27 protein-coding genes are annotated in these 24,355 nt (G+C 74.1%); 16 read left to right on the top strand and 11 right to left on the bottom strand.

Annotated features, from left to right (window positions below; all coding sequences use genetic code 11):
- Positions 1-27 precede the first annotated feature (27 nt).
- Entirely contained in the window at positions 28-897 is an 870-nt protein-coding gene (locus ACIBJE_RS04490) for an NAD(P)H-hydrate dehydratase (protein WP_396742700.1), read from the bottom strand.
- Positions 881-1,612, bottom strand: coding sequence for a histidine phosphatase family protein (locus ACIBJE_RS04485; protein WP_396742697.1), 732 nt, complete (start codon positions 1,610-1,612; stop codon positions 881-883). The genes ACIBJE_RS04490 and ACIBJE_RS04485 overlap by 17 nt, the downstream gene beginning before the upstream one ends.
- Before the next feature lie 175 nt (positions 1,613-1,787).
- Between ACIBJE_RS04485 and ACIBJE_RS04480 the strand changes: the two genes are divergently transcribed.
- Positions 1,788-2,018: a hypothetical protein gene (locus ACIBJE_RS04480; RefSeq protein ID WP_396742694.1), complete on the top strand. Its 231-nt coding sequence runs from the start codon at positions 1,788-1,790 to the stop codon at positions 2,016-2,018.
- 64 nt (positions 2,019-2,082) lie between these two features.
- On the opposite strand, the gene ACIBJE_RS04475 is transcribed toward ACIBJE_RS04480, so the two are convergent.
- Together ACIBJE_RS04475 and ACIBJE_RS04470 are read right to left on the bottom strand one after the other, a co-directional pair.
- Complete coding sequence (locus ACIBJE_RS04475; RefSeq protein WP_396742692.1) at positions 2,083-2,370, bottom strand: DUF1905 domain-containing protein; 288 nt, start codon at positions 2,368-2,370, stop codon at positions 2,083-2,085.
- Positions 2,371-2,402: 32 nt separating this feature from the next.
- Entirely contained in the window at positions 2,403-2,879 is a 477-nt protein-coding gene (locus ACIBJE_RS04470; protein ID WP_396743495.1) for an Lrp/AsnC family transcriptional regulator, read from the bottom strand.
- Positions 2,880-3,013: 134 nt separating this feature from the next.
- On the opposite strand from ACIBJE_RS04470, the gene pdhA reads away from it, so the two are divergent.
- The 6 genes from pdhA to ACIBJE_RS04440 all read left to right on the top strand — a co-directional run bounded on the left by pdhA (position 3,014) and on the right by ACIBJE_RS04440 (position 9,524).
- Positions 3,014-4,174 (top strand): pyruvate dehydrogenase (acetyl-transferring) E1 component subunit alpha, encoded by a 1,161-nt coding sequence (gene pdhA, locus ACIBJE_RS04465; RefSeq protein WP_396742689.1) that lies wholly within the window; start codon positions 3,014-3,016, stop codon positions 4,172-4,174.
- Complete coding sequence (locus tag ACIBJE_RS04460; RefSeq protein WP_396742686.1) at positions 4,174-5,196, top strand: alpha-ketoacid dehydrogenase subunit beta; 1,023 nt, start codon at positions 4,174-4,176, stop codon at positions 5,194-5,196. The genes pdhA and ACIBJE_RS04460 overlap by 1 nt, the downstream gene beginning before the upstream one ends.
- Entirely contained in the window at positions 5,193-6,581 is a 1,389-nt protein-coding gene (locus ACIBJE_RS04455) for a dihydrolipoamide acetyltransferase family protein (RefSeq protein WP_396742683.1), read from the top strand. Before ACIBJE_RS04460 ends, ACIBJE_RS04455 begins: the two co-directional genes overlap by 4 nt.
- Positions 6,582-6,978: 397 nt before the next feature.
- Complete coding sequence (locus ACIBJE_RS04450) at positions 6,979-8,241, top strand: Ig-like domain-containing protein (protein ID WP_396742681.1); 1,263 nt, start codon at positions 6,979-6,981, stop codon at positions 8,239-8,241.
- A gap of 171 nt (positions 8,242-8,412) precedes the next feature.
- The gene (locus ACIBJE_RS04445; protein ID WP_396742678.1) at positions 8,413-8,811 is read left to right on the top strand and encodes a DUF3224 domain-containing protein; all 399 of its coding nucleotides are present in this window, start codon (positions 8,413-8,415) and stop codon (positions 8,809-8,811) included.
- Between the two features lie 146 nt (positions 8,812-8,957).
- Positions 8,958-9,524: an anti-sigma factor antagonist gene (locus ACIBJE_RS04440; RefSeq protein ID WP_396742676.1), complete on the top strand. Its 567-nt coding sequence runs from the start codon at positions 8,958-8,960 to the stop codon at positions 9,522-9,524.
- A 67-nt stretch (positions 9,525-9,591) separates the two neighbouring features.
- Here the strand turns inward: ACIBJE_RS04440 and ACIBJE_RS04435 are convergent, their stop codons facing one another.
- Together ACIBJE_RS04435 and ACIBJE_RS04430 are read right to left on the bottom strand one after the other, a co-directional pair.
- Complete coding sequence (locus ACIBJE_RS04435; protein ID WP_396742673.1) at positions 9,592-9,960, bottom strand: FKBP-type peptidyl-prolyl cis-trans isomerase; 369 nt, start codon at positions 9,958-9,960, stop codon at positions 9,592-9,594.
- A gap of 245 nt (positions 9,961-10,205) precedes the next feature.
- Positions 10,206-10,799: a hypothetical protein gene (locus tag ACIBJE_RS04430; RefSeq protein WP_396742670.1), complete on the bottom strand. Its 594-nt coding sequence runs from the start codon at positions 10,797-10,799 to the stop codon at positions 10,206-10,208.
- A 225-nt stretch (positions 10,800-11,024) separates the two neighbouring features.
- Here ACIBJE_RS04430 and ACIBJE_RS04425 point away from each other — a divergent pair, with 225 nt between their 5' ends.
- On the top strand, positions 11,025-11,720 hold the full coding sequence (locus ACIBJE_RS04425) for a CBS domain-containing protein (protein ID WP_396742668.1): 696 nt from the start codon (positions 11,025-11,027) through the stop codon (positions 11,718-11,720).
- Between the two features lie 11 nt (positions 11,721-11,731).
- Here the strand turns inward: ACIBJE_RS04425 and ACIBJE_RS04420 are convergent, their stop codons facing one another.
- Positions 11,732-12,460: a helical backbone metal receptor gene (locus tag ACIBJE_RS04420; protein ID WP_396742665.1), complete on the bottom strand. Its 729-nt coding sequence runs from the start codon at positions 12,458-12,460 to the stop codon at positions 11,732-11,734.
- Positions 12,461-12,578: 118 nt separating this feature from the next.
- Between ACIBJE_RS04420 and ACIBJE_RS04415 the strand changes: the two genes are divergently transcribed.
- Complete coding sequence (locus tag ACIBJE_RS04415; RefSeq protein ID WP_396742663.1) at positions 12,579-13,442, top strand: phytanoyl-CoA dioxygenase family protein; 864 nt, start codon at positions 12,579-12,581, stop codon at positions 13,440-13,442.
- 169 nt (positions 13,443-13,611) lie between these two features.
- Positions 13,612-14,487 (top strand): hypothetical protein, encoded by an 876-nt coding sequence (locus tag ACIBJE_RS04410; protein WP_396742660.1) that lies wholly within the window; start codon positions 13,612-13,614, stop codon positions 14,485-14,487.
- A 524-nt stretch (positions 14,488-15,011) separates the two neighbouring features.
- On the opposite strand, the gene ACIBJE_RS04405 is transcribed toward ACIBJE_RS04410, so the two are convergent.
- Complete coding sequence (locus ACIBJE_RS04405; RefSeq protein ID WP_396742659.1) at positions 15,012-15,359, bottom strand: Lsr2 family protein; 348 nt, start codon at positions 15,357-15,359, stop codon at positions 15,012-15,014.
- Between the two features lie 222 nt (positions 15,360-15,581).
- Positions 15,582-15,749 carry a LuxR C-terminal-related transcriptional regulator gene (locus tag ACIBJE_RS04400; RefSeq protein WP_396743492.1) on the bottom strand — a complete coding sequence of 56 codons (168 nt, stop codon included), beginning with the start codon at positions 15,747-15,749 and terminating at the stop codon, positions 15,582-15,584.
- Positions 15,750-15,898: 149 nt separating this feature from the next.
- Between ACIBJE_RS04400 and ACIBJE_RS04395 the strand changes: the two genes are divergently transcribed.
- From ACIBJE_RS04395 to lon, 3 genes are read left to right on the top strand one after another with little or no spacing between them, the layout of a single operon-like run.
- A complete protein-coding gene (locus ACIBJE_RS04395; protein ID WP_396742657.1) occupies positions 15,899-16,243 on the top strand; it encodes a hypothetical protein in 345 nt (114 codons plus the stop codon).
- Between the two features lie 45 nt (positions 16,244-16,288).
- Positions 16,289-16,624: a hypothetical protein gene (locus ACIBJE_RS04390; RefSeq protein ID WP_396742655.1), complete on the top strand. Its 336-nt coding sequence runs from the start codon at positions 16,289-16,291 to the stop codon at positions 16,622-16,624.
- A 38-nt stretch (positions 16,625-16,662) separates the two neighbouring features.
- Positions 16,663-18,993 (top strand): endopeptidase La, encoded by a 2,331-nt coding sequence (lon, locus tag ACIBJE_RS04385; protein ID WP_396742653.1) that lies wholly within the window; start codon positions 16,663-16,665, stop codon positions 18,991-18,993.
- Between the two features lie 109 nt (positions 18,994-19,102).
- Here lon and ACIBJE_RS04380 read toward each other — a convergent pair whose 3' ends face one another.
- Positions 19,103-20,821 carry a DEAD/DEAH box helicase gene (locus tag ACIBJE_RS04380; RefSeq protein WP_396742651.1) on the bottom strand — a complete coding sequence of 573 codons (1,719 nt, stop codon included), beginning with the start codon at positions 20,819-20,821 and terminating at the stop codon, positions 19,103-19,105.
- A 205-nt stretch (positions 20,822-21,026) separates the two neighbouring features.
- Complete coding sequence (locus tag ACIBJE_RS04375) at positions 21,027-21,839, bottom strand: hypothetical protein (protein ID WP_396742649.1); 813 nt, start codon at positions 21,837-21,839, stop codon at positions 21,027-21,029.
- A gap of 192 nt (positions 21,840-22,031) precedes the next feature.
- Between ACIBJE_RS04375 and ACIBJE_RS04370 the strand changes: the two genes are divergently transcribed.
- Genes ACIBJE_RS04370 through ACIBJE_RS04360 form a run of 3 tightly spaced genes read left to right on the top strand, consistent with a single transcriptional unit; the run spans position 22,032 to position 24,350 of the window.
- Positions 22,032-23,180 carry a sensor histidine kinase gene (locus ACIBJE_RS04370; RefSeq protein ID WP_396742647.1) on the top strand — a complete coding sequence of 383 codons (1,149 nt, stop codon included), beginning with the start codon at positions 22,032-22,034 and terminating at the stop codon, positions 23,178-23,180.
- Entirely contained in the window at positions 23,177-23,782 is a 606-nt protein-coding gene (locus ACIBJE_RS04365) for a DNA-binding response regulator (protein ID WP_396742645.1), read from the top strand. The genes ACIBJE_RS04370 and ACIBJE_RS04365 overlap by 4 nt, the downstream gene beginning before the upstream one ends.
- Before the next feature lie 46 nt (positions 23,783-23,828).
- Positions 23,829-24,350 (top strand): 2'-5' RNA ligase family protein, encoded by a 522-nt coding sequence (locus ACIBJE_RS04360; protein ID WP_396742643.1) that lies wholly within the window; start codon positions 23,829-23,831, stop codon positions 24,348-24,350.
- Positions 24,351-24,355 lie beyond the last annotated feature (5 nt).

The following is a 24,355-nucleotide window of genomic DNA, read 5'->3' as shown; positions in this document are numbered from 1 at the left end:
CACATCCGTTCGGTCAGACGCGACCTGTCAGACGGTGGCCAACACCTGGGGGATCTCGTCGAGCAGTTCCCGGGCCAGGAAACCGATCCGGCCGTAGCGGGGGATCAACCGCTGTCCACTGACCGCGTGCGCGAACGCCGCCCAGCAGGCGGCCTGTTCCGGGTCGGCGCCCCGGGACAGCAGTCCGGCCAGCAGGCCCGCGCGGACGTCCCCACTGCCGGAGGTGCCCAGACCGGCGTCGCCGCTCTCCTCCCGCCACCGCCGGCCGTCCGGGCTGGCGATGTGCCCGTAGAGCGACACCACCGCCCGGTAGCGTTCGGCCAGGTCGGCGGCCTCGGCGTCGAGGTCGTCGCCGGGGTCGCGGCCGAGCAGGTGACGGGCCTCGGTGAGGTTCGGGGTGAGCACCGCGGTCCGGTCCGTCTCGGTGAGCAGGTCCGGTTCATGGCTGAGCGCGCCCAGGGCGTACGCGTCGAGCACCAGGGCCGTCCGGGGTCCGGCCGCGTCGAGCACCCGGTGCAGCACGGCCCGGGTCTCGTCGATGTCGTGCAGTCCGGGGCCCACGGCGACCACGTCGGCCTCGGAGACCAGCTCGTCCAGCCGCTGCGCGCGGGCTCCGGCGACCGCGCCGTCGCGGGTCTCCGGCAGTCCCACCACCAGTGCCTCCGGCACCTGGATGCTCAGTGCCGCCGCGGTGGACTCGGCGGCGGCCAGTTGCAGCACCCCGGCTCCGGCCCGCAGGGCCGCCACCCCGGCCAGCAGCACCGCCCCGGGGGTCACCCGGGAGCCGCCGACCACCAGCACTGTGCCCCGGGTCTCCTTGCCGCCGGTCGGCACGGGGAGTGCCCAGTTCCGCAGCAGCGCCGGCGTGATCACCTTCGGCTCAGACCGGTTCGGCATCGACGCCCTCCTCCCGGGTCGGTTCGGTGCCCTGCTCCCGCAGGTGCGTGACGTCGTTGAAGACGGTCAGGTCGAGGCCCCCGTCCGGGCCGCGCCGCCACCCGGTGACCGAGCAGTTGCCCAGCCGGTGCCGTCGGGTCAGCTCGACCAGTTCCGGCTCGGAGATCGGCTCCAGCAGGTAGCGGAGCAGGAACACCAGCGCCTCGTGGCCGAAGAGGGCGACCCGCCGGTCGGCGTGGTCGCGGCGCAGGTCGCCGAGGAGGGCGCGCAGCCGCAGCGCCACGTCGGCCCAGGACTCGCCACCGGGCGGACGGTAGTAGAACTTGCCCAGCCGGGCCCGACGCTCCGCCTCCTCGGGGAACCGGCTGGCGACCCCGTGCGAGGTGAGCAGGTCGAGCACGCCCAACTCCCGGTCGCGCAGCCGCTCGTCCCGGTGCACCGGCACGTCTAGGCCGGCCAGGGCCAGCTCGGCGGTCTGCGCGGCCCGCCGGTACGGCGAGACCACCACGACGTCGGGACGCTCACCGTCGGGCCGGGCGGCCAGCCAACGCCCGGTGGCCTCGGCCTGCTCCCGCCCGGTGGTCGACAGCGGTACGTCCGCGTCCCGTTCGGCGACGTCGACCAGGTCGACCCCGGACGCCTCGGCCCGCGCCGCCGCGACGTTCCCGGTGCTCTCTGCGTGCCTGATGATCCACAGCCGTTCCAGCTCCGCCATGCGCCCATCCGTACCCGGCGGCCCGGCTCCGGTAACCGGGCGGTGTCCGTGGCCGGCACGGGGCGGCCCAGGGTGGCCGGCGGCGGTGGGCGGGTGGCACGCGTGAACGGGGGATCGACGGGTAAGCGCGGGCGGACCGACAGCGGCGAACCAGGGGAGGTGCACCGTGGCGACCATGGTCAGGGAACCGATGAGCCCGGTAAAGGACAAGAACTACGACCTGATCCACGCGCTCCAGCTCTCGCTCGAACACATCTGGCGGATGGAGACCTACATCTCCGACGCCGAGGAGCGGGGCGACAAGGAACTGGCCTCCTGGTTCCGCAAGATCCAGGAGAACAACCGCAAGGCGGGCGAACAGGGCAAGCAGATGCTCATGCAGCGGTTGCAGCAGGAGAACGGGTAGTCGCGGGGCGGGCGGGGGGGGGCGGGGGGGGCCCCCCCCCCCCCCCCCCCCGCCACGCGTCGGGTCAGCCGCCGACGGTGAGGCGCACGGTCACCACCTCGCCCGGCTCGATCCCCTCCGCGCGGCGCACCGCGTCCCGCAGCGGTACGAGGTACCGGCCGTCCTTCGGGAACAGCGAGGTCGTCCACCGGGTGGCGCCGACCCGCGCGGCCACCGGGATCATCCCCCAGCCGTAGGTCACCGCCGCCGAGGCGGCCTTCAGGGTGGCGCTCTCCTCCGCCGGCACTCCGACGAAGTGGTAGGGCGCCGGGCCCCGCCAGTACCGCACCTCGCCGCTGAACTCCAGCTCCATCCGGTCAGGATAGGGACCGGGTGCGACACGATTCAGGCCCACGGGCTGTGGGTGCCGTCGAACTCCTCGAAGACCAGCCAGGTGCGGGTGGACTTCACCCCCGGGATGCTCTGCACCTGCCCCAGCACCACGTCCCGCAGCGTCGCGTTGTCCGGCGCGCGGACCAGCGCCAGTACGTCGTGGTCACCCCCGAGCAGCGCCGCGTGCACGATGTAGCGCACCCGGGCCAGCTCCGCCGACACCTCCCGCCAGGTGTTCTGCTCGATCGTCAACGCCACGTACGCGGAGGTGCCCAGCCCGGCCTGCTCCGGGGCGACCTGGGCGGCGAATCCGGTGATCACCCCGTCCCGCAGCAACCGCTCGACTCGGGCGTAGGCGTTGGTGCGCGACACGTGCACCCGCTCGGCGAGCGTCCGGATCGACATCCGGCCGTCGCCGACCAGCTCAGCGACGATCTGCCGGTCCACCTCGTCGAGCGGGCGGGCCGTTCGTCCCGCCCCGGCGGGCAACTCGACGTCCGGTCGGTCATCCTGGCTCACGCTCTCGCCTCCTGACGGCCAAACGTCCCGGCTTTCGCATTGATCTTGAGTCAACCATCCGCACCGTCGAGCATAGGGCCACCACACGTCCAGGAGGTTCCGCCGTGACGACCACATCTCGGGCGGTCCGCCGGGCACCGTCGCCCTCCCGTCGCGCGGCCACCCCGCCCGACCCGGCGCGCGAGCTGCTGCCCAGTGCGGAGCCGGTCCGCATGCTCGATCCCAGCGGCACGCCGCTGCCCACCACCCTCGCCGAACCCGACGTCGACCAGCTGCGCGAGATGTACCGGCGCATGGTCGTCGGCCGCCGCTTCGACGCCCAGTCCACCGCCCTGACCAAACAGGGCAAACTCGCCGTCTACCCCTCCTCCCGTGGGCAGGAGGCGTGCCAGGTCGGCGCGGTGCTCGCCCTGCGCGAGACCGACTGGGTCTTCCCGACCTACCGCGAGTCCATGGCGCTGGTCTCCCGGGGCATCGACCCGGTCGAGGTGCTCACCCTGCTGCGCGGCGACTGGCACTGCGGGTACGACCCGGCCGCCCGCCACACCGCGCCGCAGTGCACCCCGCTGGCCACCCAGTGCGTGCACGCCGCCGGTCTCGCCTACGGCGAGGCGTACCAGGGGCGGGACACGGTCGCGCTGGCCTTCATCGGCGACGGCGCGACCAGCGAGGGCGACTTCCACGAGGGGGTCAACTTCGCCGCCGTCTTCAAGGCCCCGGTGGTCTTCTTCGTCCAGAACAACAAGTACGCGATCAGCGTCCCGCTGTCCCGGCAGACCGCCGCGCCGTCCCTGGCCTACAAGGGCGTCGGGTACGGCGTCCCCGCCGAGCAGGTCGACGGGAACGACCCGGTCGCCGTGCTCGCCGTGCTGACCCGCGCGGTCGCGCACGCCCGCGCCGGCAAGGGCCCCTACCTCGTCGAGGCGCACACCTACCGGATGGAGCCGCACACCAACGCCGACGACGCCACCCGCTACCGCGACGGCGCCGAGGTCGAGGTGTGGCGCGACCGGGACCCGGTCGTGCGCCTGGAGGCGTACCTGCGCACCCGGGGGGTGCTCGACGACGAGGCGGTCGCCGCCGTCGCCGCCGAGGCCGAGGCGTACGCCGCCGACCTGCGTACGCGCATGCACGACAGGCCGGCCGTCGACCCGCTCAGCCTCTTCGACCACGTCTACGCCGAGCCCACACCCCAGTTGCGGGAGCAGCGCGAGCAGGTCCGGGCCGAGTTGGCCGCCGACGCCGACCGGGAGGGGGAGAACTGATGGCCGCCACCACGATGGCGAAGGCGCTCAACGCCGCGCTCGCCGACGCGATGGCCGACGACGACCGGGTGCTCGTCTTCGGCGAGGACGTCGGCCAGCTCGGCGGCGTGTTCCGGATCACCGACGGGCTGCTGGCCCGCTTCGGCGACAAGCGCTGCTTCGACACCCCGCTCGCCGAGGCCGGCATCGTCGGCTTCGCGGTCGGCCTGGCCATGTCCGGGCTGCGGCCGGTGGTGGAGATGCAGTTCGACGCGTTCGCGTACCCGGCGTTCGAGCAGATCGCTTCGCACGTGGCGAAGATCCGCAACCGCACCCGGGGCGCGCTCAGCGTGCCCATGGTCATCCGGGTGCCGTACGCGGGCGGCATCGGCGGGGTGGAGCACCACTGTGACTCCAGCGAGGCGTACTACGCGCACACCCCCGGGCTGAAGGTGGTCACCCCGGCCACCGTGGACGACGCGTACGCGCTGCTGCGCGCGGCGATCGACGACCCCGACCCGGTGGTCTTCCTGGAGCCGAAGAAGCTCTACTTCTCCAGCGCCGAGGCGGCGCTGCCGGCGACCGCCCCGCCGATCGGGCGGGCCGTCGTCCGGCGGCCGGGCCGTGACGCCACCCTGATCGCGTACGGGCCGGCGGTGCCGGTCGCCCTGGAGGCCGCCGAGGCCGCCCGCGAGGAGGGCTGGGACCTCGAGGTGGTCGACTGCCGCAGCATCGTCCCGTTCGACGACGAGACGGTCACCGCCTCGGTGCGCCGCACCGGTCGGTGCGTGGTGGTCCAGGAGGCGCAGGGCTTCGCCGGGGTCGGCGCGGAGATCGCCGCCCGGGTGCAGGAGCGCTGCTTCCACGCCCTGCACGCCCCGGTGCTGCGGGTCACCGGCCTGGACATCCCCTACCCGGCGCCGATGCTGGAGCACACCCACCTGCCTTCGGTGGACCGCATCCTCGACACCGTCGCCCGGTTGCAGTGGGACGACCAGCCCGACAGCCGCTGGCTGCCCCGCCTGGAAGGCAGCGCGGCATGACCACCGTGGACGGCGCCCGGGTGTTCCTCCTGCCCGACCTCGGGGAGGGCCTCGCCGAGGCGGAGATCGTGCAGTGGCGGGTCGCCGTCGGCGACGAGGTGACCGTGGACCAGACCGTGGTCGAGGTGGAGACCGCCAAGGCGGTCGTGGACGTGCCCTGCCCGTACGCCGGTCGGGTGGTCGCCCTGCACGGCGCGGCGGGGGAGGTCCGTCCGGTCGGCCAGCCATTGATCACCGTGGCGCCGCTGGACGCGTCTCCGGCCGAACCGGCCGGCCACGCAACCTACCGCGAGGAGGAACGCGCCGGGTCCGGCAACGTGCTCATCGGGTACGGCACCGGGCACGGCCCCGGCCGACGGCGTCGCCGTCCCCGACCGGCCGTGGCCCCGGAGTCGTCCTCCACCCGACTGACCGTGGCCCCGGAGCCGTCGCCCACCCGGACGGCCCCCACCGCGGCGGTCGTGCCCGGCGGCACCGACCGGGGCGGGGTCGCATCGGTTACCGGTTCTCCGGTCATCTCGCCGATCGTCCGGCGGCTGGCCCGGGAACACGGCATCGACGCCACCACCCTGCGCGGCACCGGCCCCGGGGGAGTGGTCCGTCGGGCCGACGTGGAGGCCGCGCTCGCCTCGACGGCCACCCCGCCGGCCGCCGTGACCGCCGTACCCGACCCGGCCCCGGCCTCCGCCGCCGAGGACCTGGTCATCCCGCTGACCGGGGTCCGCAAGGTCATCGCCGACAAGCTCTCCCGTAGCCGGCGGGAGATCCCCGAGGTCACCATCTGGGTCGACGTGGACGCCACCGGCCTGCTGGAGACCCGGGCGGCGATCAACGCCGCCGGCCCGGACCGGCCGGTCAGCATCCTCGCCCTGATGGCCCGGATCTGCCTGTCCGGGTTGCGGCGCTTTCCGCAGCTCAACGCCCGGGTCGACGGCGAGGCGCAACGGATCGTCCAGTCGGCCGGGGTGCACCTGGGGATCGCCGCGCAGACCGACCGGGGGCTCATCGTCCCGGTGCTGCGGGACGCCCAGCGGCTCACCACCGCCGAACTCGCCGCCGCGCTGACCGAGACCACCGCGGCGGCCCGCGCCGGCACCCTCCCCCCGGCCCGGCTCACCGGCGGCACGTTCACGCTGAACAACTACGGGGTGTTCGGCGTCGACGGCTCCACTCCGATCATCAACCACCCGGAGGCGGCGCTGCTCGGGATCGGCCGGATCGTCGACAAGCCCTGGGTGGTCGACGGGCAACTCGCGGTCCGCAAGGTCACCCAGCTCAGCCTGACCTTCGACCACCGGGTCTGCGACGGGGGCGTGGCCGGTGGTTTCCTGCGGCACGTCGCCGACTGCGTCGAACGGCCCGCCCTGCTGATCGCCAACGTCTGACCGTCCACCCACTCATCCGCCCGGTCGGCCCGGCACCACGTCCGGGGCCGGCCGGGCGTTTCCGCCTCCCCATCCACCCGAGGGCGGTCGTCCGTTGCCGGTCGGGGTCCTGACCGGGCCGGCGGTGCCGCTGCCGCCCGAACCGCCCGTTCCCGGCCGCCGGGTACCTGCCGCGCGTGAACGGTGATCATGGGACGTACCAGCAGGCCGGGGGAGGGAAGGGACGCCGGTCACGCATGAGGCTCCCGCCGGACCGACCGGGCCGTTCCCCCACATCCGGTCAATTCTCGCCAATGATCGTGGGTAATTGCGCGGCACGATTCTGCGGAAATTGCGCCGACCGCCGAGCGGTGATGGTGACAATGTGCCGGAGGGAAACGGGAACGGGGGGAGAATCATGGAGTGGAGGCGGCGGATCACGCTGTCCGCGGTGACCATGACGGCGACCGCACTGGCACTTGGCGGGTGCACGGCGGACCGGGCACCGGAGAAGAAGGAGGCGGCGGCCCGGGTGCCGTTGGACCTGACCGTGACGCCCACCGACCGCACTCGGGACGTACCGATCAGCGCCGAGGTCGGCATCGCGGTCCGTGGGGGCAAGGTGAAAGAGGTCCGGATCCGGGACGACAAGGGAACGCCGGTCCGCGCCGAGCCCCGCGAGGACGGGACGGCCTGGGTGCCGGCCGCGCCCCTGGCGCACCGCCGGACGTACACCGCCGAGGTGACCGCGAGCAATGACGCGGGCGAGACCGCCACGCGCAGCACGACGTTCACCACTGCCGCGAAATCGAACGCCCCGGCAATTACCAGCACGCTCTACTTCGCCGGCAACCGGACGTACGGAACCGCGATGCCGGTAACCGTGGCGTTCGACCCGCCAATTCCGAAAGAGGCCAGGGACGAGGTTCAGCGCCGATTGTTCGTCACGACCGACCCGCCCCAGCCGGGCGCCTGGTCGTGGCTGGAGGACGGCAGTCAGGTCTACTACCGGGCACCGGACTTCTGGCGACCCGGCACCAGCATCAGCGTCCGTTCGGCGCTGGAGGGCCTGCCGATCGGCCGGGACCGCGTCGGGGACGCCGACCGGCGGGCGACCTCACAGATCGGCCGTCAGGTGGCGCTGGAGATCGACAACGCCACCAAGCAGATGTCGGTGTTCCAGGACGGCCGGCTCCTGCGCCGGATCCCGGTGAGCCTCGGCAAACCGAGCACGCCCAGCTCCAGCGGCCGCATGGTGATCATGGAGAAGCACGAGCGGACCACCTTCGACACCCGGGGTGAACCGAACGGCGGCTACGTGGTCGACGTGGACGACGCCCAGCGCTACACCTGGGGCGGTGAGTTCATCCACTCCGCCCCGTGGTCGGAGGGGGACCAGGGGAACACCAACGTCTCGCACGGCTGCGCCAACGTCTCCGCCCGCGCCGCCGACTGGTTGATGGGAATCACCCAGGTCGGGGACCTGATCACGGTGAAGGGCACCGAGGTCCGGTTGCAGCCGGGCAACGGCTGGACCGCCTGGAACGTCAGCTGGGAGGAGTTCGTGAAGGGCAGTGCCCTGCCGGTGCCGGGAAACCTGCGGCCCGTACCGACCGGTAGCCCGGCGGCACCGGCCGCCGGTGCGACGCCCGGCCCCGCCTCCACCGGCAGCGGCGGCTGAGCCCGTCCGGCACGGGTCCGTCGGGCCGGTGCCGTGACCCCGCCGGGCCCGGCGCACCGTGTCGGGCCCGGCCGGGGGCGTCGCCGCAGGTCCGAGCGGGTGGCGGACCTGCGACGAGGCCCCTGGTGCGGCATGATGATCTCATCGGGTAGCACCCGGGGGGAGCCAGTCATGCGTGTCCGTGCCGTCGGCGCCGTCGACCTCATCTGGGACGAGCAACCGCCCTACGACGACCGCGCGGGTGGCCGGCTGGCCCGGGTCGTCGTGACCAAGGAGTTCCAGGGGGATCTCCAGGCCTCCAGCGTCGCCCACCTGCTCAAGGCCGAGTCGGCCCGGCCGGGCTCGGGCGGCTACGTCGGCCTCGAACGCGTGGTGGGCACGCTGCACGGCCGCCCGGGCAGCTTCGTCCTCCAGCACTGCGGGGTGATGGAGCGGGGCAAGGGCTCGCTGACCATCCAGGTGGTCCCGGACACCGGCACCGGGGAGCTGACCGGGCTGGCCGGCACCATGGAGATCCTGCTGGTCGACGGCGAGCACGGCTTCACCTTCGACTACACCGTCGACAGCTGACGTCGCGGCTGCCCGGGAGCGGTGGGGTGGGGCGGCCCTCCTCCTCCGGGAGGGTGAGGGGTTTTCCCGGACCCGACCCGGGGCGTACCCGGGTATCGGTCCGCGGCAGGAGGAAAGTGTCGGTCCGAGCGCCTAGATTCGAGGTCATGAGGCAGCGCAGCGACCGGCTCGAGGTCGAGGTCAGCATCGGTGACCGGGTGATCGACGTGCGGGTGGCCGGCGAGATAGACATCGCGACGGTGGCCCAGTTCCGGTCGGTGCTCTGGGCCCCGCCGACCCGGCCGCTGCTGCGGCTCGACCTCTCCGCCGTGCCGGTCTTCTCGGCCGCCGCGATCCGCACCCTGGTCGCCGCCCACCTGGGCGTCCGGGCCCGGGGCGGGGAGCTGGTGCTGGTCGACCCGCACCCGATGATCGTGCGGGTGCTGCACGGCACCGGCCTGCACCGGGTCATCCCGGTGGAGGACACGCCGCGACTCACGCTGCCCGCCGGGCGGCCTCCGGCGGAGGCTCTCGGCACGCCCCGGGAAGACCAGCGTGCCGACGTCCCGGCGCCGACCCCGCCGGGCGACGCCCTGCCCTTCGCCGCCGGCCCGGTGCGGCGGTCGTGGGCGGTCACCGACGTGTCCCGCTCCCGGATTCCGGCCGACCGGCGGCCGTCGCCGGTGGGCCGGACGCGCCCGGCCCCGCCGTACCGGCCTCTCGCGGCGGTCTGACCGACGTCCCGTCCCGACCTGCCGGAGGTCGGGGCCATCGGCGTGTCGACGGCCCCGACCTCGTACGTCAGCGAACGCCGAGCAGGTCGACCACGAAGACCAGGGTCTCGCCCGGCTTGATGACACCCCCGGCGCCCCGGTTGCCGTAGCCCAGGTGCGGCGGGATGGTGAGCCGACGACGGCCGCCGACCCGCATTCCCACCACGCCCTGGTCCCAGCCGGCGATGACCTGGCCGGCGCCGAGCCCGAACTGGAAGGTCTCGCCCCGGTTCCAGGACGCGTCGAACTCGCGTCCGGTGGAGTGGGCCACCCCGACGTAGTGCACGGTGACCAGCTGCCCCCGCTCCGCCGCGGGGCCCTCGCCGACCGTGAGGTCCTCGACGACGAGATCGGCGGGCGGGGCGCCCTCGATCGGGCCCACCTCGGGCTTGTTCATCCTGGCTCTCCTGCCTCGCGGGATCACTGTCCCGGTCGATCCTGCCGGATCGTCGGCTGCCGATGTCCGGCAGGACGGCCGGCCCGCCGGTTCCCCGCCCGCCGACCCCGGCCCGCCAACCCCCCGACCCCCGGCCCGCCAACCCCCCGACCCCCGGCCCGCCGGCCCCCCGGCCCGCCACCGGCGCGGACACGACGCGGCGGACGCCACCGGGTGGTGACGTCCGCCGTGGTGCCGGTCTGCGGTCAGCGCAGCCAGGGGAACCGCTGGACGAGAGGGAGCCTCGCCCAGGCCCGGCCGAGGCCGAGGGTGTCACCGGCGGCGACCAGCGCGAGACCGGCGAGCAGGGCCGCGTTGATCAGGTGCTCGTCCACGAGGGGGTTGTTCTCGGGAGGCAGGACGACCGTCCACATCATCACGTAGAGCAGGCCACCGGCGACCGCCGCGATCCGCAGGCCGATGCCGAGCAGCAGGGCCAGGCCGATACCGAGCAGGCCCGCCATGAACAGCCAGTCGGCCCAGACCGCGCCGGCGATGTCGTGGTAGAGCCCCTGGAACGGCCCCTGGGCGCCGAAGGCCAGGAAGCCCCTGGTCGGGCTGCCCCCGTTGGTCCAGGCGTTCTTCGCCTCGGTGGCGAAGCCGAGGCCGAAGGTCTTGTCCAGGAAGGCCCAGAGGAAGGTCCACCCCAGCGCGATCCGGATGCCGGCGAAGACGTACCGGGCGGCCTGGGTCCGGGCGGTCCCCGCCGCCGGGGTTCCGTTCCGGTGGGTCGCGGTCGGCGCCGCCGGGGTGGTGGTCCGGACGGTGGCCCGGTCGATCGTCGCGGTCATGGTGTCCACGTCCTTCCCTCGTGCCTCGCACCGCTTCCCGGTGGCAGTTCCATTCCATCCCGGCCGGGTCGCCGGGGGCAGGGTCGTCCGGCCCCGCGTCCGGCGGGACCTTCGCCCCCTTCCCGGGGGTCCTTCGCGGGCCGGAGGTCCCGGTGCGGTCCGGTGCCTTTGCCTCTGCCCGGTCCGAGGCGGCGGCCGTAGCGTCCGGTGTGCACGGACGGCAGGGAGGTCGGCATGAGGACGTGGCAGGTGGGCGACGTGATGACCGTGGACGTCGCGACGGTCGACGGACAGACCCCGTACCGGGAGATCGTCGACCTGCTGGTCCGGCGGGCTGTCAGCGCGGTCCCGGTGGTGGACGGCTTCCGCCGGGTGCGTGGCGTGGTCTCCGAGGCCGACCTGCTGCACAAGGTCGAGCGGGCCGGCCGCCCGGACGAGCGTCGGATCTTCGAGGGGCGGCGTCGCCGCGACGCGCGCGTCAAGGCCGCCGCGATGGTGGCCGAGGAGCTGATGACCGCACCGCCGGTCACCACGTACCCCGGGGCGTCCCTGCCGGCGGCTGCCCGGCTGATGGACCGCGAACAGGTCAAGCGACTGCCGGTGCTGGACGACCTGGCCCGCCTGGTCGGCATCGTCACTCGTGCCGACCTGTTGCGCGTGCACCTGCGTCGGGACTCGGAGATCCGCGAGGACGTGGTGCAGGAGGTGCTGCGCCGGGTGCTCGCCGTCCCGGACGGGCTGGTCACCGTCCGGGTGCGGCACGGCGAGGTGGCCCTGGACGGCCAGGTCGACCGGCGCAGCTCCGCCGAGCTGGCGGTCCGCCTCGCCGGGCAGGTCAGCGGGGTGACCCGGGTGGTCGGCACCCTCGGCTACGACCAGGACGACACGGTCGCCCCGGAGTGGGCGCCCGGGGTGACCCCGGTGGCGTGACCGCCGGTCGCTCAACCCGGGTGCGTCAGCCGCTGGCCGAGCTGCGCCGCGAGGACCGTGGGCGCCTCGGCCAGCGACGGACCGTACCAGGTCAGGTGCCGGCCGGAGAGGAGGGCACAGGGCACGCCGGGGAAGGCGTCCGGACCGTCCTCGGCGGTGAACCGGTACGGCTCGTCCGGCAGCACCACCAGCTCCGGCCGGTGGTCGCGCAGATCGTCCAGGCCGGGTCGGGGATAGCGTTCCGGATGGTCGGCGTAGAGGTTGCGCACGCCGAGCCGGCGTAGCACGTCCCCGGCGAAGGTGTCGCCGCCGAGCACCACCCACGGCCGGCGCCAGACCGGCACGACCGCGCGCAGGGACCCGTTCGGGACCGGCGGCCTCGTCCAGGCGTGCCGGGCGGCGGCCAGCCACTGCGGTTCGCCGGACGCGCCGAGGGCGGTGAGCAGGTCGCCCAGCTCGGTGAGGGCCTGCGGCACGGTCCGGGGGTAGGTGACGCGTACCGGTACGCCGGCGGCGGCCAGGGCGTCAGCGTCCTCGCGGCGGTTCTCCTCGACGTTGAGCAGCACGACGTCCGGGCGGAGCGCGACGACCCGGTCGAGGTCCGGGTACTTGCTGCCGCCGACCCGGGTGACCGTCAGGCCGGCGGGATGGGTGCACCAGTCGGTCGCGCCGACCAGCACCCCGGGCAGGGTGACCGCCACCGCCTCGGTGAGCGACGGCACCAGGGACACCACCCGCACGTCCGCACCTCCCGATCCCGACCGGTCCGTCGACGTCGATGATGCCCGAACCGGTCGTCGACCGTTGCCCCGCTTCTACAACGTTGTAATACTCCCGGTGTCACTTCGAGGAGGCTGTATGCGACACGACGACGACACCATGTCCACGACCCCGCCGTACGATGCGGGGGAGGTCGGCGAGACTCCGGTGGAGGCGCTCGGCGACCTCTACCGCGACGGGATCACCGCCTGCCGGGGCGCGTTCCCGGCCGAGTGGGTCGACCGGGTCCGTGAGGACGTCGAAGCCGCCTTCGCCGAGGCCCGGTCCCGTCCCGACGGTGCCGTCGGCCGTGGCCCCCAGCGCTGGTACGTGGAGATCCATCCCGAGCAGCTGCGTGGCTTCGTCGATCTGGTCACCCATCCCTGGGTGGTGGGGCTCTGCCGGGCGGTGCTCGGACCGCGCTACGAGATCGTCGAGCTGGGCTTCGACACCCCGTTCCCCGGTGCCGCCCGGCAGCCCTGGCACCGGGACTTCCCGATGCCCGACGAGACCCGGCAGCAGCGACGGCTCACCTCGCTCGCCTTCAATCTCACCACCGTCGACACGGTGGAGGAGATGGGCCCGTTCGAGATCGCCCCGGGCACCCAGTGGGACGACCACGCCGACCTCGACCACGGCATGTTCCCGCCCCGGGAACGCTACCCCCGTTACGAGCGACGCGCGGTCCGCAAGTATCCGCAGCGCGGCGACATCTCGGCCCGGTCGGCGCTGACCATCCACCGCGGCACCCCGAACGTCTCCGCCGTCGCGCGCCCGGTGCTGGTGCTCGGGGTCGACGCCCCCGGCGCCGGCAACGCCGCCCGGCACGACATGGCCGTCACCCGGGACTACTGGGAGCGCCTACCGGCGCTGGTCCGTGAGCACCTGCCGTGCCCGGTGGTGGAGACCCTGACCCCGATCCGGCAGAAGCACACCATCGAGGGGCTGGTGATGGGGGCCTGAGCCCGGGGGCCGGGCCCGCCCCAGACCGCCCCGGCCGAGGGACGCGGCGACGGTGTGCACGGCGCGTCCGCCGGTCCGGTGCGGTCCGTCGTCGGGTGGGCCGCTCGGCGGGCTACCCCCGCCTCCGTCCTACACTCTGCCGGGCACCGAGGGATGGAACGTGGGACAGATGACGAGCACCGGACCCGACGGCGACTCCCGGCTGCGTCCGATCGCCGCCGGACGCGGTCCGCTCCTGGAGCGTGGTGGCCACGTCGTGCACACCGCCCGCCGTCTCGGTGAGCTGGTCTCCGGCCGTCCGCCGGGCATCACCGGTCACCAGTGGAGCACGGCCGGCCGGGCCACCCTCGACGTCGTGGTCTGTGACGGCGCCACCGGACGGCCGGTGTTCGCCGTGGAGTTCACCACCCCGGCCGCCACGCCGGAGGCGCAGCGCGAGGTCCGGATGCGCGACGCGGTCAGCGCGGCGGTCGGCCTGGCGGTGCTCCGGATCCAGTCCGGCACCCTGCGGCCCGGTTCGCACGCGCGGCGGGTGGCGGAGTACCTGATAGACGCCCGTGGCTACGCCGCCGGCATGCCGGAGCCGGGGGACCCGGAAGCCGAGCAGCCCGTGGGGTTCCGGGACATCGTCGGCCGACTGCCCGACGGCCGCAGCGGTCACGTCAACGACCTGGGGGCGATCGCCCGCGCCGCCGCGGTCGAGGCGTACGTCGCCCGGCGGCTCGTCGACCCCATCGTGCGCGACCTGCACGTGCGCTGGACGAACGGCCCCGTCGAGGGCTGGGCCTGGGCCGAGGTGCGTCCCGGCCGGTGCCTGGTCGAGCGGGTCCTGCTCTGGGAACACCGCTTCTCCTGCGGGGTGGACGCCGCGCGGCTCGCCGGGGACCTGGCCGTCACCGCGATCGGGGAACACCTGCGCCGGGTCGACGCCGGTGAACCCGACCTGGTGCCCCGAAGCGACCTCGGACGGGACTTCGACCGGTTGCGGTCCCGTCGCGGTGAGATGGAGCACGGGTTCGACTTCGACCATCTCACCTTCGACTGACCCGCTTTCCGGTCCCGCCGGCCACGTCGGGTCCCGGTCCGGTGGACGTCGCGCTCCGCGCGCGGGAATGGGCCGGACGGTGGTTCCGGGTCGGCCGGGGTGGGTGACGCGAAAGGACATCGTCGGTAATCGACGCGTTCCCAGGTCCGCGAATACCGCCCGCCCGCGCCCGGGTGGGGAAGGGGCACCCGGATACGGTCCCGCTGCTCCGCGGCGGCCGTGCGGGTGGGTCGGTCGGAGCGCCGACCGGCGGGAGCCCGTGGCCGGGCCGGACCCCCGCCATGGCGGATCCACGAGCGCCCCGACCGCGACGTCCGCGTGCCCGGACGCCGTCCAGCGGGTCGGTCGACGACGACACCGGGACGGTGGTGACCGCGCGACGTGGGCCGTGACCAGCGGATGCCGTACGGTGCGGAAAGCCGGCGGTGGAGCCCGGAGCGGGACGGGTGGAAAGGTGGCCCGGCCGGCGCTGGCGGTTTCCCAGCGTGACGTCCGGGCTCCGGATGGTTATGTCGGTCGGTTGATCAGCGGTTCTTGTACGCCTCGACGACCGACACCGGGATGCGGCCACGCTCGGAAATCTCGTAGCCGTTCTTCGCGGCCCATTCACGGATCGCCCGGTTCTGCTCACGATCCATTCCGGACGTCGCCGGACGACCCGGACGGCGGGCTCCCCGGCTGCTCTCCACGACGCCCCGACCGATGCGACGGCCAGCGGCGATGTAGGGGTCCAGGGCCTTACGCAGGACACCGGCGTTTTCGTCCGACACATCGATGGTGTACATGACGCCGTCGAGCCCGAACTCGACCGTCCGGTCGGCCTTTCCGCCGTCGAGGTCGTCCGTGAGAACTGTGATTACTTTCCTGGCCATAGTCCATTACTCCTTGCGCGTGGCGGGGTGTGGCTAAGAGTTTGACGTATCCCACCGCAAATCCGCAACAATGCGTGGCCTTCGGCATTCCATGGTGCGCACCGGACGGGTGAAAACCCGCCTCGGCATGGAAATTGCCAGTCAGCGGGTCGCGCCGCCGGCCATCGCCGAAACCCCCACCCGGGTGCGGCACCGGGAGGCCGTACGGGTGGCGAATACCGTTCAGGTGCCGAGCAGCCCCGCATGGCCCGCGAGTGCGGCGGCCTCCGTCCGGCTGGTCACGCGGAGTTTACGCAACAGCGAAGCGGTCATCTGCTTCACGGTCCGTTCCGAGACGTGCAGCTCCTCGCCGATCGACGCGGTGCCGTGCCCGGCGGCGATGAGCTGCAGCAGCCGTCGCTCCTCGTCTGCCCCCCCCCGGTCCCTCGTCGGTCCCCGTCGCCGGTGTCACCGGGGCGTGTGTCGGGCTCCTCCGCCGCCCCGACCCGGCGACCGCCTTCTGGGGACTCACCACCCCGGCCTTCCTGGTCTCCGTCCCGGTGGTCTTCCAGGTGGTCGACCCGGCCGCGCTGACCCGGGCGCTCGGCGGCGTCGACCCGTACCTCGCGCTCGGGGTGCTCGGGACGCTCACCGCTGCGGTGATCTTCGCCCTGGGACGGGGCCGGCTGGTCGACGACACCCTCGAGACCGCCCAGCCCCGCTCGTTCGGGCAGACCCTCCGGCACAGCGCGCACGAGGCGTCCTTCGTCACCGTCTGGGTGGCCGTGGCGTACCTCGGCTGGCAGGTGATCAGCCCCGGCACCGGCTTCGACGGCTCCCAACTCGCCCTAGCCGGGCTGGTCGGGGTGCTCGTCGGGGCCGCGCTGCTCGCCCTGCCCGGATGACCCGCCCGCCGTCGACGGCATTCCGCACGACGAAAGGAGAGGCTCGTGTTCCACCCCGCACTCGGCGCCGGTCACGGCGCTCCGGTCGGCCCCTCGGCCCGGATCCGGACCAAACTGGCGGTCTCCGGGGTGCTCACCGTCGTCGCCGCACCGGGTTGGACGATCCTGGCTCTGGCGGCCACCACGGCGGCCATTCCCCTCGCCGTCGCGCTGGCCGGCGGGCCGGCGTCGCTCCGTGCGCCCGCCCCACCCGCCGGGCAAGCACCCGTCCCGTCCGCCGGCGGACCGCCCGTCCCGTCCGCCGGAGAACCGCTCGCCCCGCCAACCGTCGGACATGGCGTGGGTCACACGCCGGAACAAGGCGAACGTACGTCGACTTGAGTCAGGCACGCTCAAGTCAACGCAATGGCAGGTGTTCGATGGCAACTCTTCCGGTACTGCCCCTGACCGACACCGTCCTGCTGCCCGGCATGGTCATCCCGGTGACCCTCGACCCGACCACCCAGGCCGCGGTCGACGCGGCCCGCGCCACCGGGGACCAGAAGCTGCTCGCCGTACCCCGCATCGACGGCGAGTACGGCCCGGTCGGCGCGGTCGCCACCATCGAGAAGGTCGGCCGGCTGCCCAGCGGCGAACCGGCCGCCGTCGTCCGTGGCCTGACCCGGGCCCGGATCGGCTCCGGCGTCCCCGGACCCGGTGCCGCCCTCTGGGTCGAGGCCACCGAACTGCCCGAACCCGCTCCCGCCGGCCGGGCCCGGGAACTCGCCCGCGAGTACCGGGCGCTGATGACCTCGGTGCTCCAGCAACGCGGCGCCTGGCAGGTCATCGACGCGATCGAGCGGATGACCGACCTGTCGGAACTCGCCGACTCCGCCGGCTACGTCTCCTGGCTCACCCTCGGCCAGAAGACCCAGCTGCTCGCCGCCCCGGACGTCACCGCCCGGCTCGAACTCCTCGTGAACTGGGTCCGGGACCACCTCGCCGAGCAGGAGGTCAGCGAGCGGATCAACAGCGACGTCCGTGAGGGGCTGGAGAAGTCCCAGCGGGAGTTCCTGCTCCGCCAGCAGCTCGCCGCGATCCGCAAGGAGCTCGGCGAGGACGAGCCCGACGGCTCCGCCGACTACCGGGCCCGGGTCGAGGCCGCCGACCTGCCGGAGAAGGTCCGCGAGGCGGCGCTGCGCGAGGTCGGCCGACTGGAACGGGCCAGCGACGCCTCCCCGGAGGCCGGCTGGATCCGGACCTGGCTGGACACCGTCCTGGAGATGCCGTGGACCAGCCGTACCGAGGACGACACCGACCTGGCCGCGGCCCGTGCCGTGCTCGACGCCGACCACGCCGGCCTGGCCGACGTCAAGGACCGGATCCTGGAGTACCTCGCGGTGCGCAACCGGCGCGCCGAGCGCAACCTCGGCGTGGTCGGCGGACGCGGCTCCGGCGCGGTGCTCGCCCTCGCCGGTCCGCCCGGCGTCGGCAAGACCAGTCTCGGTGAGTCGGTGGCCCGCGCCCTCGGGCGGAAGTTCGTCCGGGTCTCCCTCGGCGGTGTCCGCGACGAGGCCGAGATCCGCGGCCACCGGCGCACCTACGTCGGCGCGCTGCCCGGCCGGATCGTCCGGGCGCTGCGCGAGGCCGGCTCGATGAACCCGGTCGTGCTCCTCGACGAGGTCGACAAGCTCGCCGCCGGATACGCCGGTGACCCGGCCGCCGCCCTGCTGGAGGTGCTCGACCCGGCGCAGAACCACACCTTCCGCGACCACTATCTCGAAGTGGACCTCGACCTGTCCGACGTGCTCTTCCTGGCCACCGCGAACGTGGTGGAGAACATCCCCGGCCCGCTGCTGGACCGGATGGAGCTGGTCGGCCTGGACGGCTACACCGAGGAGGAGAAGGTGGCCATCGCCCGGGACCACCTGCTGCCCCGGCAGCGGGACCGGGCCGGGCTGACCGCCGACGAGGTGACCGTGACCGACGCCGCGCTGGCCCGGATCGCCGCCGAGTACACCCGCGAGGCCGGCGTCCGGCAGCTCGACCGGGCCCTGGCGAGGATCCTGCGCAAGGTCGCCGTGGCGCTGGCGACCGAGCCGGGACCGGTCCACGTCGACGTCGACGACCTGGCCCGCTACCTGGGCCGCCCGAGGTTCACCCCCGAGTCGGCGGAACGGACCGCCGTCCCGGGCGTGGCCACCGGCCTGGCCGTCACCGGCGCCGGGGGTGACGTCCTCTTCGTCGAGGCGACCAGCATGGACGGCGAACCCGGGCTGACCCTCACCGGGCAGCTCGGCGACGTGATGAAGGAGTCCGCGCACATCGCGCTGTCGTACCTGCGCTCACATGGTCGCCAGCTCGGCCTGGACCCGAACGCCCTCGCCGGTCGGCGGATCCACCTGCACGTACCGGCCGGCGCGGTGCCCAAGGACGGCCCGAGCGCGGGCATCACCATGGTCACCGCGCTCGCCTCGCTGGTCAGCGGCCGGCCGGTCCGCCCCGAGGTGGGGATGACCGGCGAGGTGACCCTCTCCGGCCGGGTGCTGCCCATCGGCGGGGTCAAGCAGAAACTGCTCGCCGCGCACCGGGCCGGCCTGACCGAGGTGGTCGTCCCGGCCCGCAACGCGCCGGACCTCGACGACCTGCCCGCCGAGGTCCGTGCGGCGCTGACCGTGCACACCCTGGCCGACGTGGCGGACGTGCTCGCCGTGGCGCTGCGCCCCGCCGACGCCGACAGCCGCACCGGTCCCGCGCTCGCCGCCGCCTGATCGGGTTGGTAGCAGGGGTCCCCTGCAGTGCCCAGGGCACTGCAGGGGACCCCTGCTCGGCAAAAAGCGGTAACAGGGGACCCCTGCTACCACCTCACGCGAGGCGGGGTCAGTGCTGGTCGCGGTCGCGGCGTACGGTCGCCTTGCGGCCCTTGATGGTGCTCTCGCGCAGCCCGGCGATCACCTCGTCGGCAACCGCCTGGGGCACCTCCACCAGAGAGAACCGGTCGGCGATCTCGATCGAGCCGATGTCCCGGCCACTGAGCCGGGTCTCCCCGGTGATCGCTCCGACCAGGTCCTGCGGGCGGACTCCGGCCCGTCGGCCCAGCCCGATGAAGACCTGGGTCGTCCCGCCCGTACGGGCACGGGTCGGACGGCGCTCGCCACGGGTCTCGTACCCCGGCCGGGCCTCGCGGGGAGCGCGGACCGGCGCCTGCGGGATCTCCTCCTCGTCGTCGGCGCCCGGCCCGGCGGCCTCGTGCGCGAGCTTCACCGCCGCGAGCGCGACCTCCATCAGGTCGAACTCGTCGCTGAGCGACTCCACGATCACCCGGAAGGGCTCCAGGTCGTCCTCCAGCAGACTCTCCCGCAGCGCCGCCTGGGTCAGCTCCAACCGCCGGGTCCGCAGGTCGGCCACCGTGGGGATCTTGTCGATGACGATCCGCTGGCCGGTCACCCGCTCGATCGTCTTGAGCATCCGGTGTTCGCGCGGCTCGGCGAGAGTGATCGCCACCCCCTCCCGTCCCGCCCGACCGACCCGGCCGATCCGGTGCACGTACGACTCGGGCGCCGACGGAACGTCGTAGTTGACCACGTGGGTGAGCTGCTCGACGTCCAGCCCCCGGGCGGCGACGTCGGTGGCCACCAGCAGGTCGGCGGTGCCGCCGCGCAGCCGCCCCATCACCCGGTCCCGCTGCTCCTGGCTCATCCCGCCGTGCAGCGCCTCGGCCCGGTAGCCCCGGCCGTTCATCGTTTCGGTGAGCCGGTCGACCTCCTCCCGGCTGCGGCAGAAGACGATCGCCGCGGTGGGGGACTCCACGTCCAGGACCCGGCCCAGCGCGGCCGGCTTGTGCGCCCGCGCCACGATGAACGCGCGCTGCCGTACCAGGGGCGTCTCCCCGGCCACGGCCGGCTCCCGGGCGATGAGGATGCGTACCGGGTCGGTCAGGTGCTGCCGGGCCATCCCGTCGATGCGCGCCGGCATCGTGGCCGAGAAGAGCACCGTCTGCCGCTGCGCGGGCGCGTGCTCCAGGATCGCCTCGATGTCCTCGGCGAAACCCATGTCGAGCATCTCGTCGGCCTCGTCGAGCACCACCGTGGCCAGCCCACCCAGGCGCAGCGTGCCCCGGGCGATGTGGTCCAGCGCCCGGCCGGGCGTCGCGACCACCACGTCCACCCCGGCGTCCAGGGCCCGCAGCTGCCGCCCGATCGGCTGCCCGCCGTAGATCGGCAGCACCCGGACCCCCAACTCCCGTCCGTACCGGTGCAGCGCCTCGGAGACCTGCACGGCCAGCTCCCGGGTCGGGGTCAGCACCAGTGCCACCGGGTCACCCGACGCCCGCTCGGCCGGGAGCCGGTGCAGCAGGGGCAGCGCGAAGGCGGCGGTCTTGCCGGTGCCGGTCGCCGCCTGACCCAGCAGGTCACGGCCGGCCAGCAGGGGAGGGATCGCCTCCCGCTGGATCGGGGTGGGCTCCTCGTAGCCGAGGGACGACAACGCGCCCAGCAACTCGGGTCGCAGACCGAGGTCGGAGAAGGGGCTCGCCGGATCGGGGTCGCCCGGACCGGTGGAAGCGGACGCTGGTTCGGGCAGTACAGGTGCGGAACTCATGCGACAAGCCTTCCATTACCCCTGGGGTCACGTTGCGGCGACCGGGCCACATCGGCGACACCCTCCGGTACGCCGGTGCGGACGACGCCCGTTCAGGCGTCGCCCGCACCGCCGTGGCCCCTTCGACGAGGCCACGGCGTCCCGCTGCCATCCGGACCACGATCTGGGTCCGGACGCCCCCGATCAGGCAGCCGGGACGGACGGCTCAGAGGGTCAGCAGCACCGCGATTCCCACCCCGGTGTCGAAGACGGCGCACCACTCGGCGTACCCGCGCGGCACTACCCGGTTCAGGCGGTGGTGCACGACGTCCCACGCCGAGTGGGCCAGCCAGCCGGCCGCCACCAGCCAGGTGGCGAGCGGCTCGGCGGCGGTCGCCGCGGCCACCGCCAGGCCAACCCAGGCGAGCATCCCGGCCACCTGCACGGCGAGCATCCGGCGGTCGCCCAACCGACGCCGGTACGCGCCGATCACCAGGTAACCCGTCGGCAGCACCAGCACGAACCACGGATTGGGCACGACCGGCGCGAACACCATGTCGACCGTCACCAGCAGGGCCAGCAGGGTCGGCCAGCGTCGCCGCAGCAGCCTGCCCAGCGGACCCGCCGCCGGGGCGGGGCCGCCCGGGTGGACGTGGTCGTCCGGGCGACGCCAGACCACGACGACCGTCGCCGGCACCATCAGCAGGTGCGCGCCGAGGACCAGGGCGTCCGCGTCGATCAGGCCGGCCCACCACGGTACGGCCAGCAGCGCCAGCGGCAGCAGCATCGCGGCGACCATCTCACCCACCCCGGACCACGGGTGCCCCCGGTACCGCATCCACACCGTCATCCCGATCGCCATGTCCACGGCCATCACTGCGACGCCCACGTCGGGCCGGGCGAGCAGGTCGGTCCGGCCGAGGCGGTCGGCGGCCACCGCCCAGAACGGGTCGAGGAGGAGCATCCCCGCCACCATGGCGGCGAGCATCTCCAGTACGGGTCGGAGCAGCCGGCGTCGACCCGCCACCGGCTCGGCCACGGGAGGCGTCCCGGTCGCCGTCCGGGCCACAGGGTTCGTTCCCGTCGTCGTTTCGGTCATACGTCGAGCCTGCGGCGTACCCGCCCCCGGAACCCATCCGCACGGTGTCACCGGTCGGCCGTGCGAAACGCCCGGCGTGCCCGTGCGTCCCGGGCCTGACGGCCGGACCGTCGTTCTCCTAGCATCGGGGCCGTGCCGACCACTCCCGCTGACCCGGACCGCTGGCTGCGCCGGGCCCGGACGGTCACCCTGTTGTCGTTGGCCGGCGGGCTGTGGGCCAGTCTGCTCCTGCCCGCGGTCGGGTTGTTCCGCGAGACCGACGGGCTCCGGCTGGCCGGGGGAGCGGCCGGCATCGTTCTCTTCGCCGTCACACAGGGCGCGGCGGTGCACGCCGCCGTCACCCCCTGGCTGGACGACCGGACGCGCCGCCGTCGCCGTCTCACCTTCGTCGGCGCGGCGGTGCTCAGCGTGCCGCTGGTCGCGCCGCTGGCCGCCGGATCCTGGCCGAGCTGGGCATGGCTCGGGGCCTCGGTGGTCGGCACCGCCCCGCTGCTGGGCCCGGTCCGGGCCCTGCTGCCCGTCACGGCCGGCGCGCTGCTGGTCACCGTGACGGTGGCCGGGGCCACCGGTGGGTCCGTCGTCCGGCACCTGGCCGTCACCGCCGGCGTCGGCCTGGGGATCGCCGCCGTGAACGGTCTCCAATTCTGGTTCTGGGACCTGCTGGTGCAGGCCCGGCAGGGGCAGGAGGCGCGGGCCCGGCTGGCCGCCACCGAGGAGCGCCTGCGGTTCGCGCGGGACGTGCACGACGTGCTCGGGCACGCGTTGACCGTGATCGCCCTCAAGGCCGAGCTCGCCGCCCGGCTCGCCCCGGTGGACGCCGAGCGCGCCGGGCGGGAGGCAGACGAGGTGCGCCGGCTGGCCGCGACCGCCCTGGACGAGGTCCGCGACGCCGTGCACGGGTACCGGCGGGTCGACCTCGCCGACCAGGCCGCCGCCGTCGGGCAGGTGCTCCGGTCCTGTGGCGTACGGTCCACCGTGATCCTTCCCGACGGCGACCTGCCGGCGGCGACGGCTGCCCAGTTCGCGGCGGTGCTGCGGGAGGCGAGCACCAACGTGCTGCGGCACAGCCGGGCGGGCTGGTGCCGGATCGAGATCAGCTTGGAGGACGAGATGGCCCGGATGACCGTCGCCAACGACGGGGCCTCGGCGGCCGGCCCGGACGACCGCAGCCATGGCCTGTCCGGCCTGACCGAGCGGCTGGCCGCGGTCGGCGGCGTGCTCGTCGTCCGGCGTGACGGCGACGTCTTCACCGTCGAGGCGACCGTGCCGGCCGCCGCATGATCCGCGTCCTGCTCGCCGACGACGAGGAGTTGATCCGGGCGGCCCTCGGTGCCCTGCTGGACCTGGAACCGGACCTGACGGTGGTGGCACAGGCCGCCGACGGGCCCGCCGCGGTGACCGCCGCCCTGGCCCACCGCCCCGACGTGGCCGTGGTCGACCTGGAGATGCCCGGCCTGGACGGGTTCGGCGTCACCGCCGAACTGGCCCGGGTGCTGCCCGGCTGCGCGGTGGTGATCCTCACCGGCCGGGGTCGGCCCGCGCACCTGCCCCGCGCGCTCACCGCCGGGGCGCGTGGCTTCCTGCCCAAGGGCGCGCCGGCCGGCGCGCTGGCCGACGTGATCCGACGGGTGCACGCCGGCGGCCGGTACGTCGACCCGGCGCTGGCCGCCGACGCGTTGAGCATTCCGCCGTGCCCGCTGACCCCACGGGAGTTGGAGACGCTGCGGCTGGCCGAGTACGGCGCACCGGTCGCGGTGATCGCCCGGCGCGCGCACCTGTCCAGCGGCACGGTGCGCAACTACCTCGCCTCGGCCGTGCAGAAGCTCGGGGCGGCCAGCCGCGCCGAGGCGGTCCGCGTGGCCCGGGACAACGGCTGGCTGTGAGAGACGCGGCCGTCCCGGTGGCCCCGGTGCGGCTAGCCTGGGCGGCGTGCGGACCGTCGAACTGCTCTGCTCCCCGCCGCTGGAGGACGTGGTCCGGGACGCGTGGCACCGGCTCGCCGACGCCGGCCTGCCCAGCCTGGCCCGGAACACGCACCCGACCAACCGCCCGCACCTGACCCTCGCCTCGGTCGAGGCGTTCCCGCCCGGGGCGGAGGACCGCCTCGCCGACCTGGTCGACGCCGCGCTGCCCCTGCCGGTCCGGCTGGACCGGATCACCGTCCTGGACGGCAGCGCCCCGCTCGTCTGGCTGCTCCAGCCGTCACCCGCGCTCACCATGCTGCACGCCGCCGTCTGGGACGCCCTCTCCGGCGCCGAGGGACGGCTGCCCTGGCACGAGCCGGGCCGGTGGATTCCGCACCTGAGCCTGGCGTTGCGGTTCCGGGACGCCGACCGTCGGCGGGCCCGCGCGGTGGCCGCCGTCCACCGACCCGCCGGCGCGTTCGTCGCCGCCCGCAGCTATGACGGCGCCGACCGGAAGGTCACCCCGCTGGGCGGCGCCCGCCGGTGACGAGC

It is taken from the genome of Micromonospora sp. NPDC050187, assembly GCF_044459745.1.
Lineage (GTDB): Bacteria > Actinomycetota > Actinomycetes > Mycobacteriales > Micromonosporaceae > Micromonospora.
Note: the sequence above shows the minus strand (reverse complement) of the source record. Positions and strands in the feature narration are given on the sequence as shown.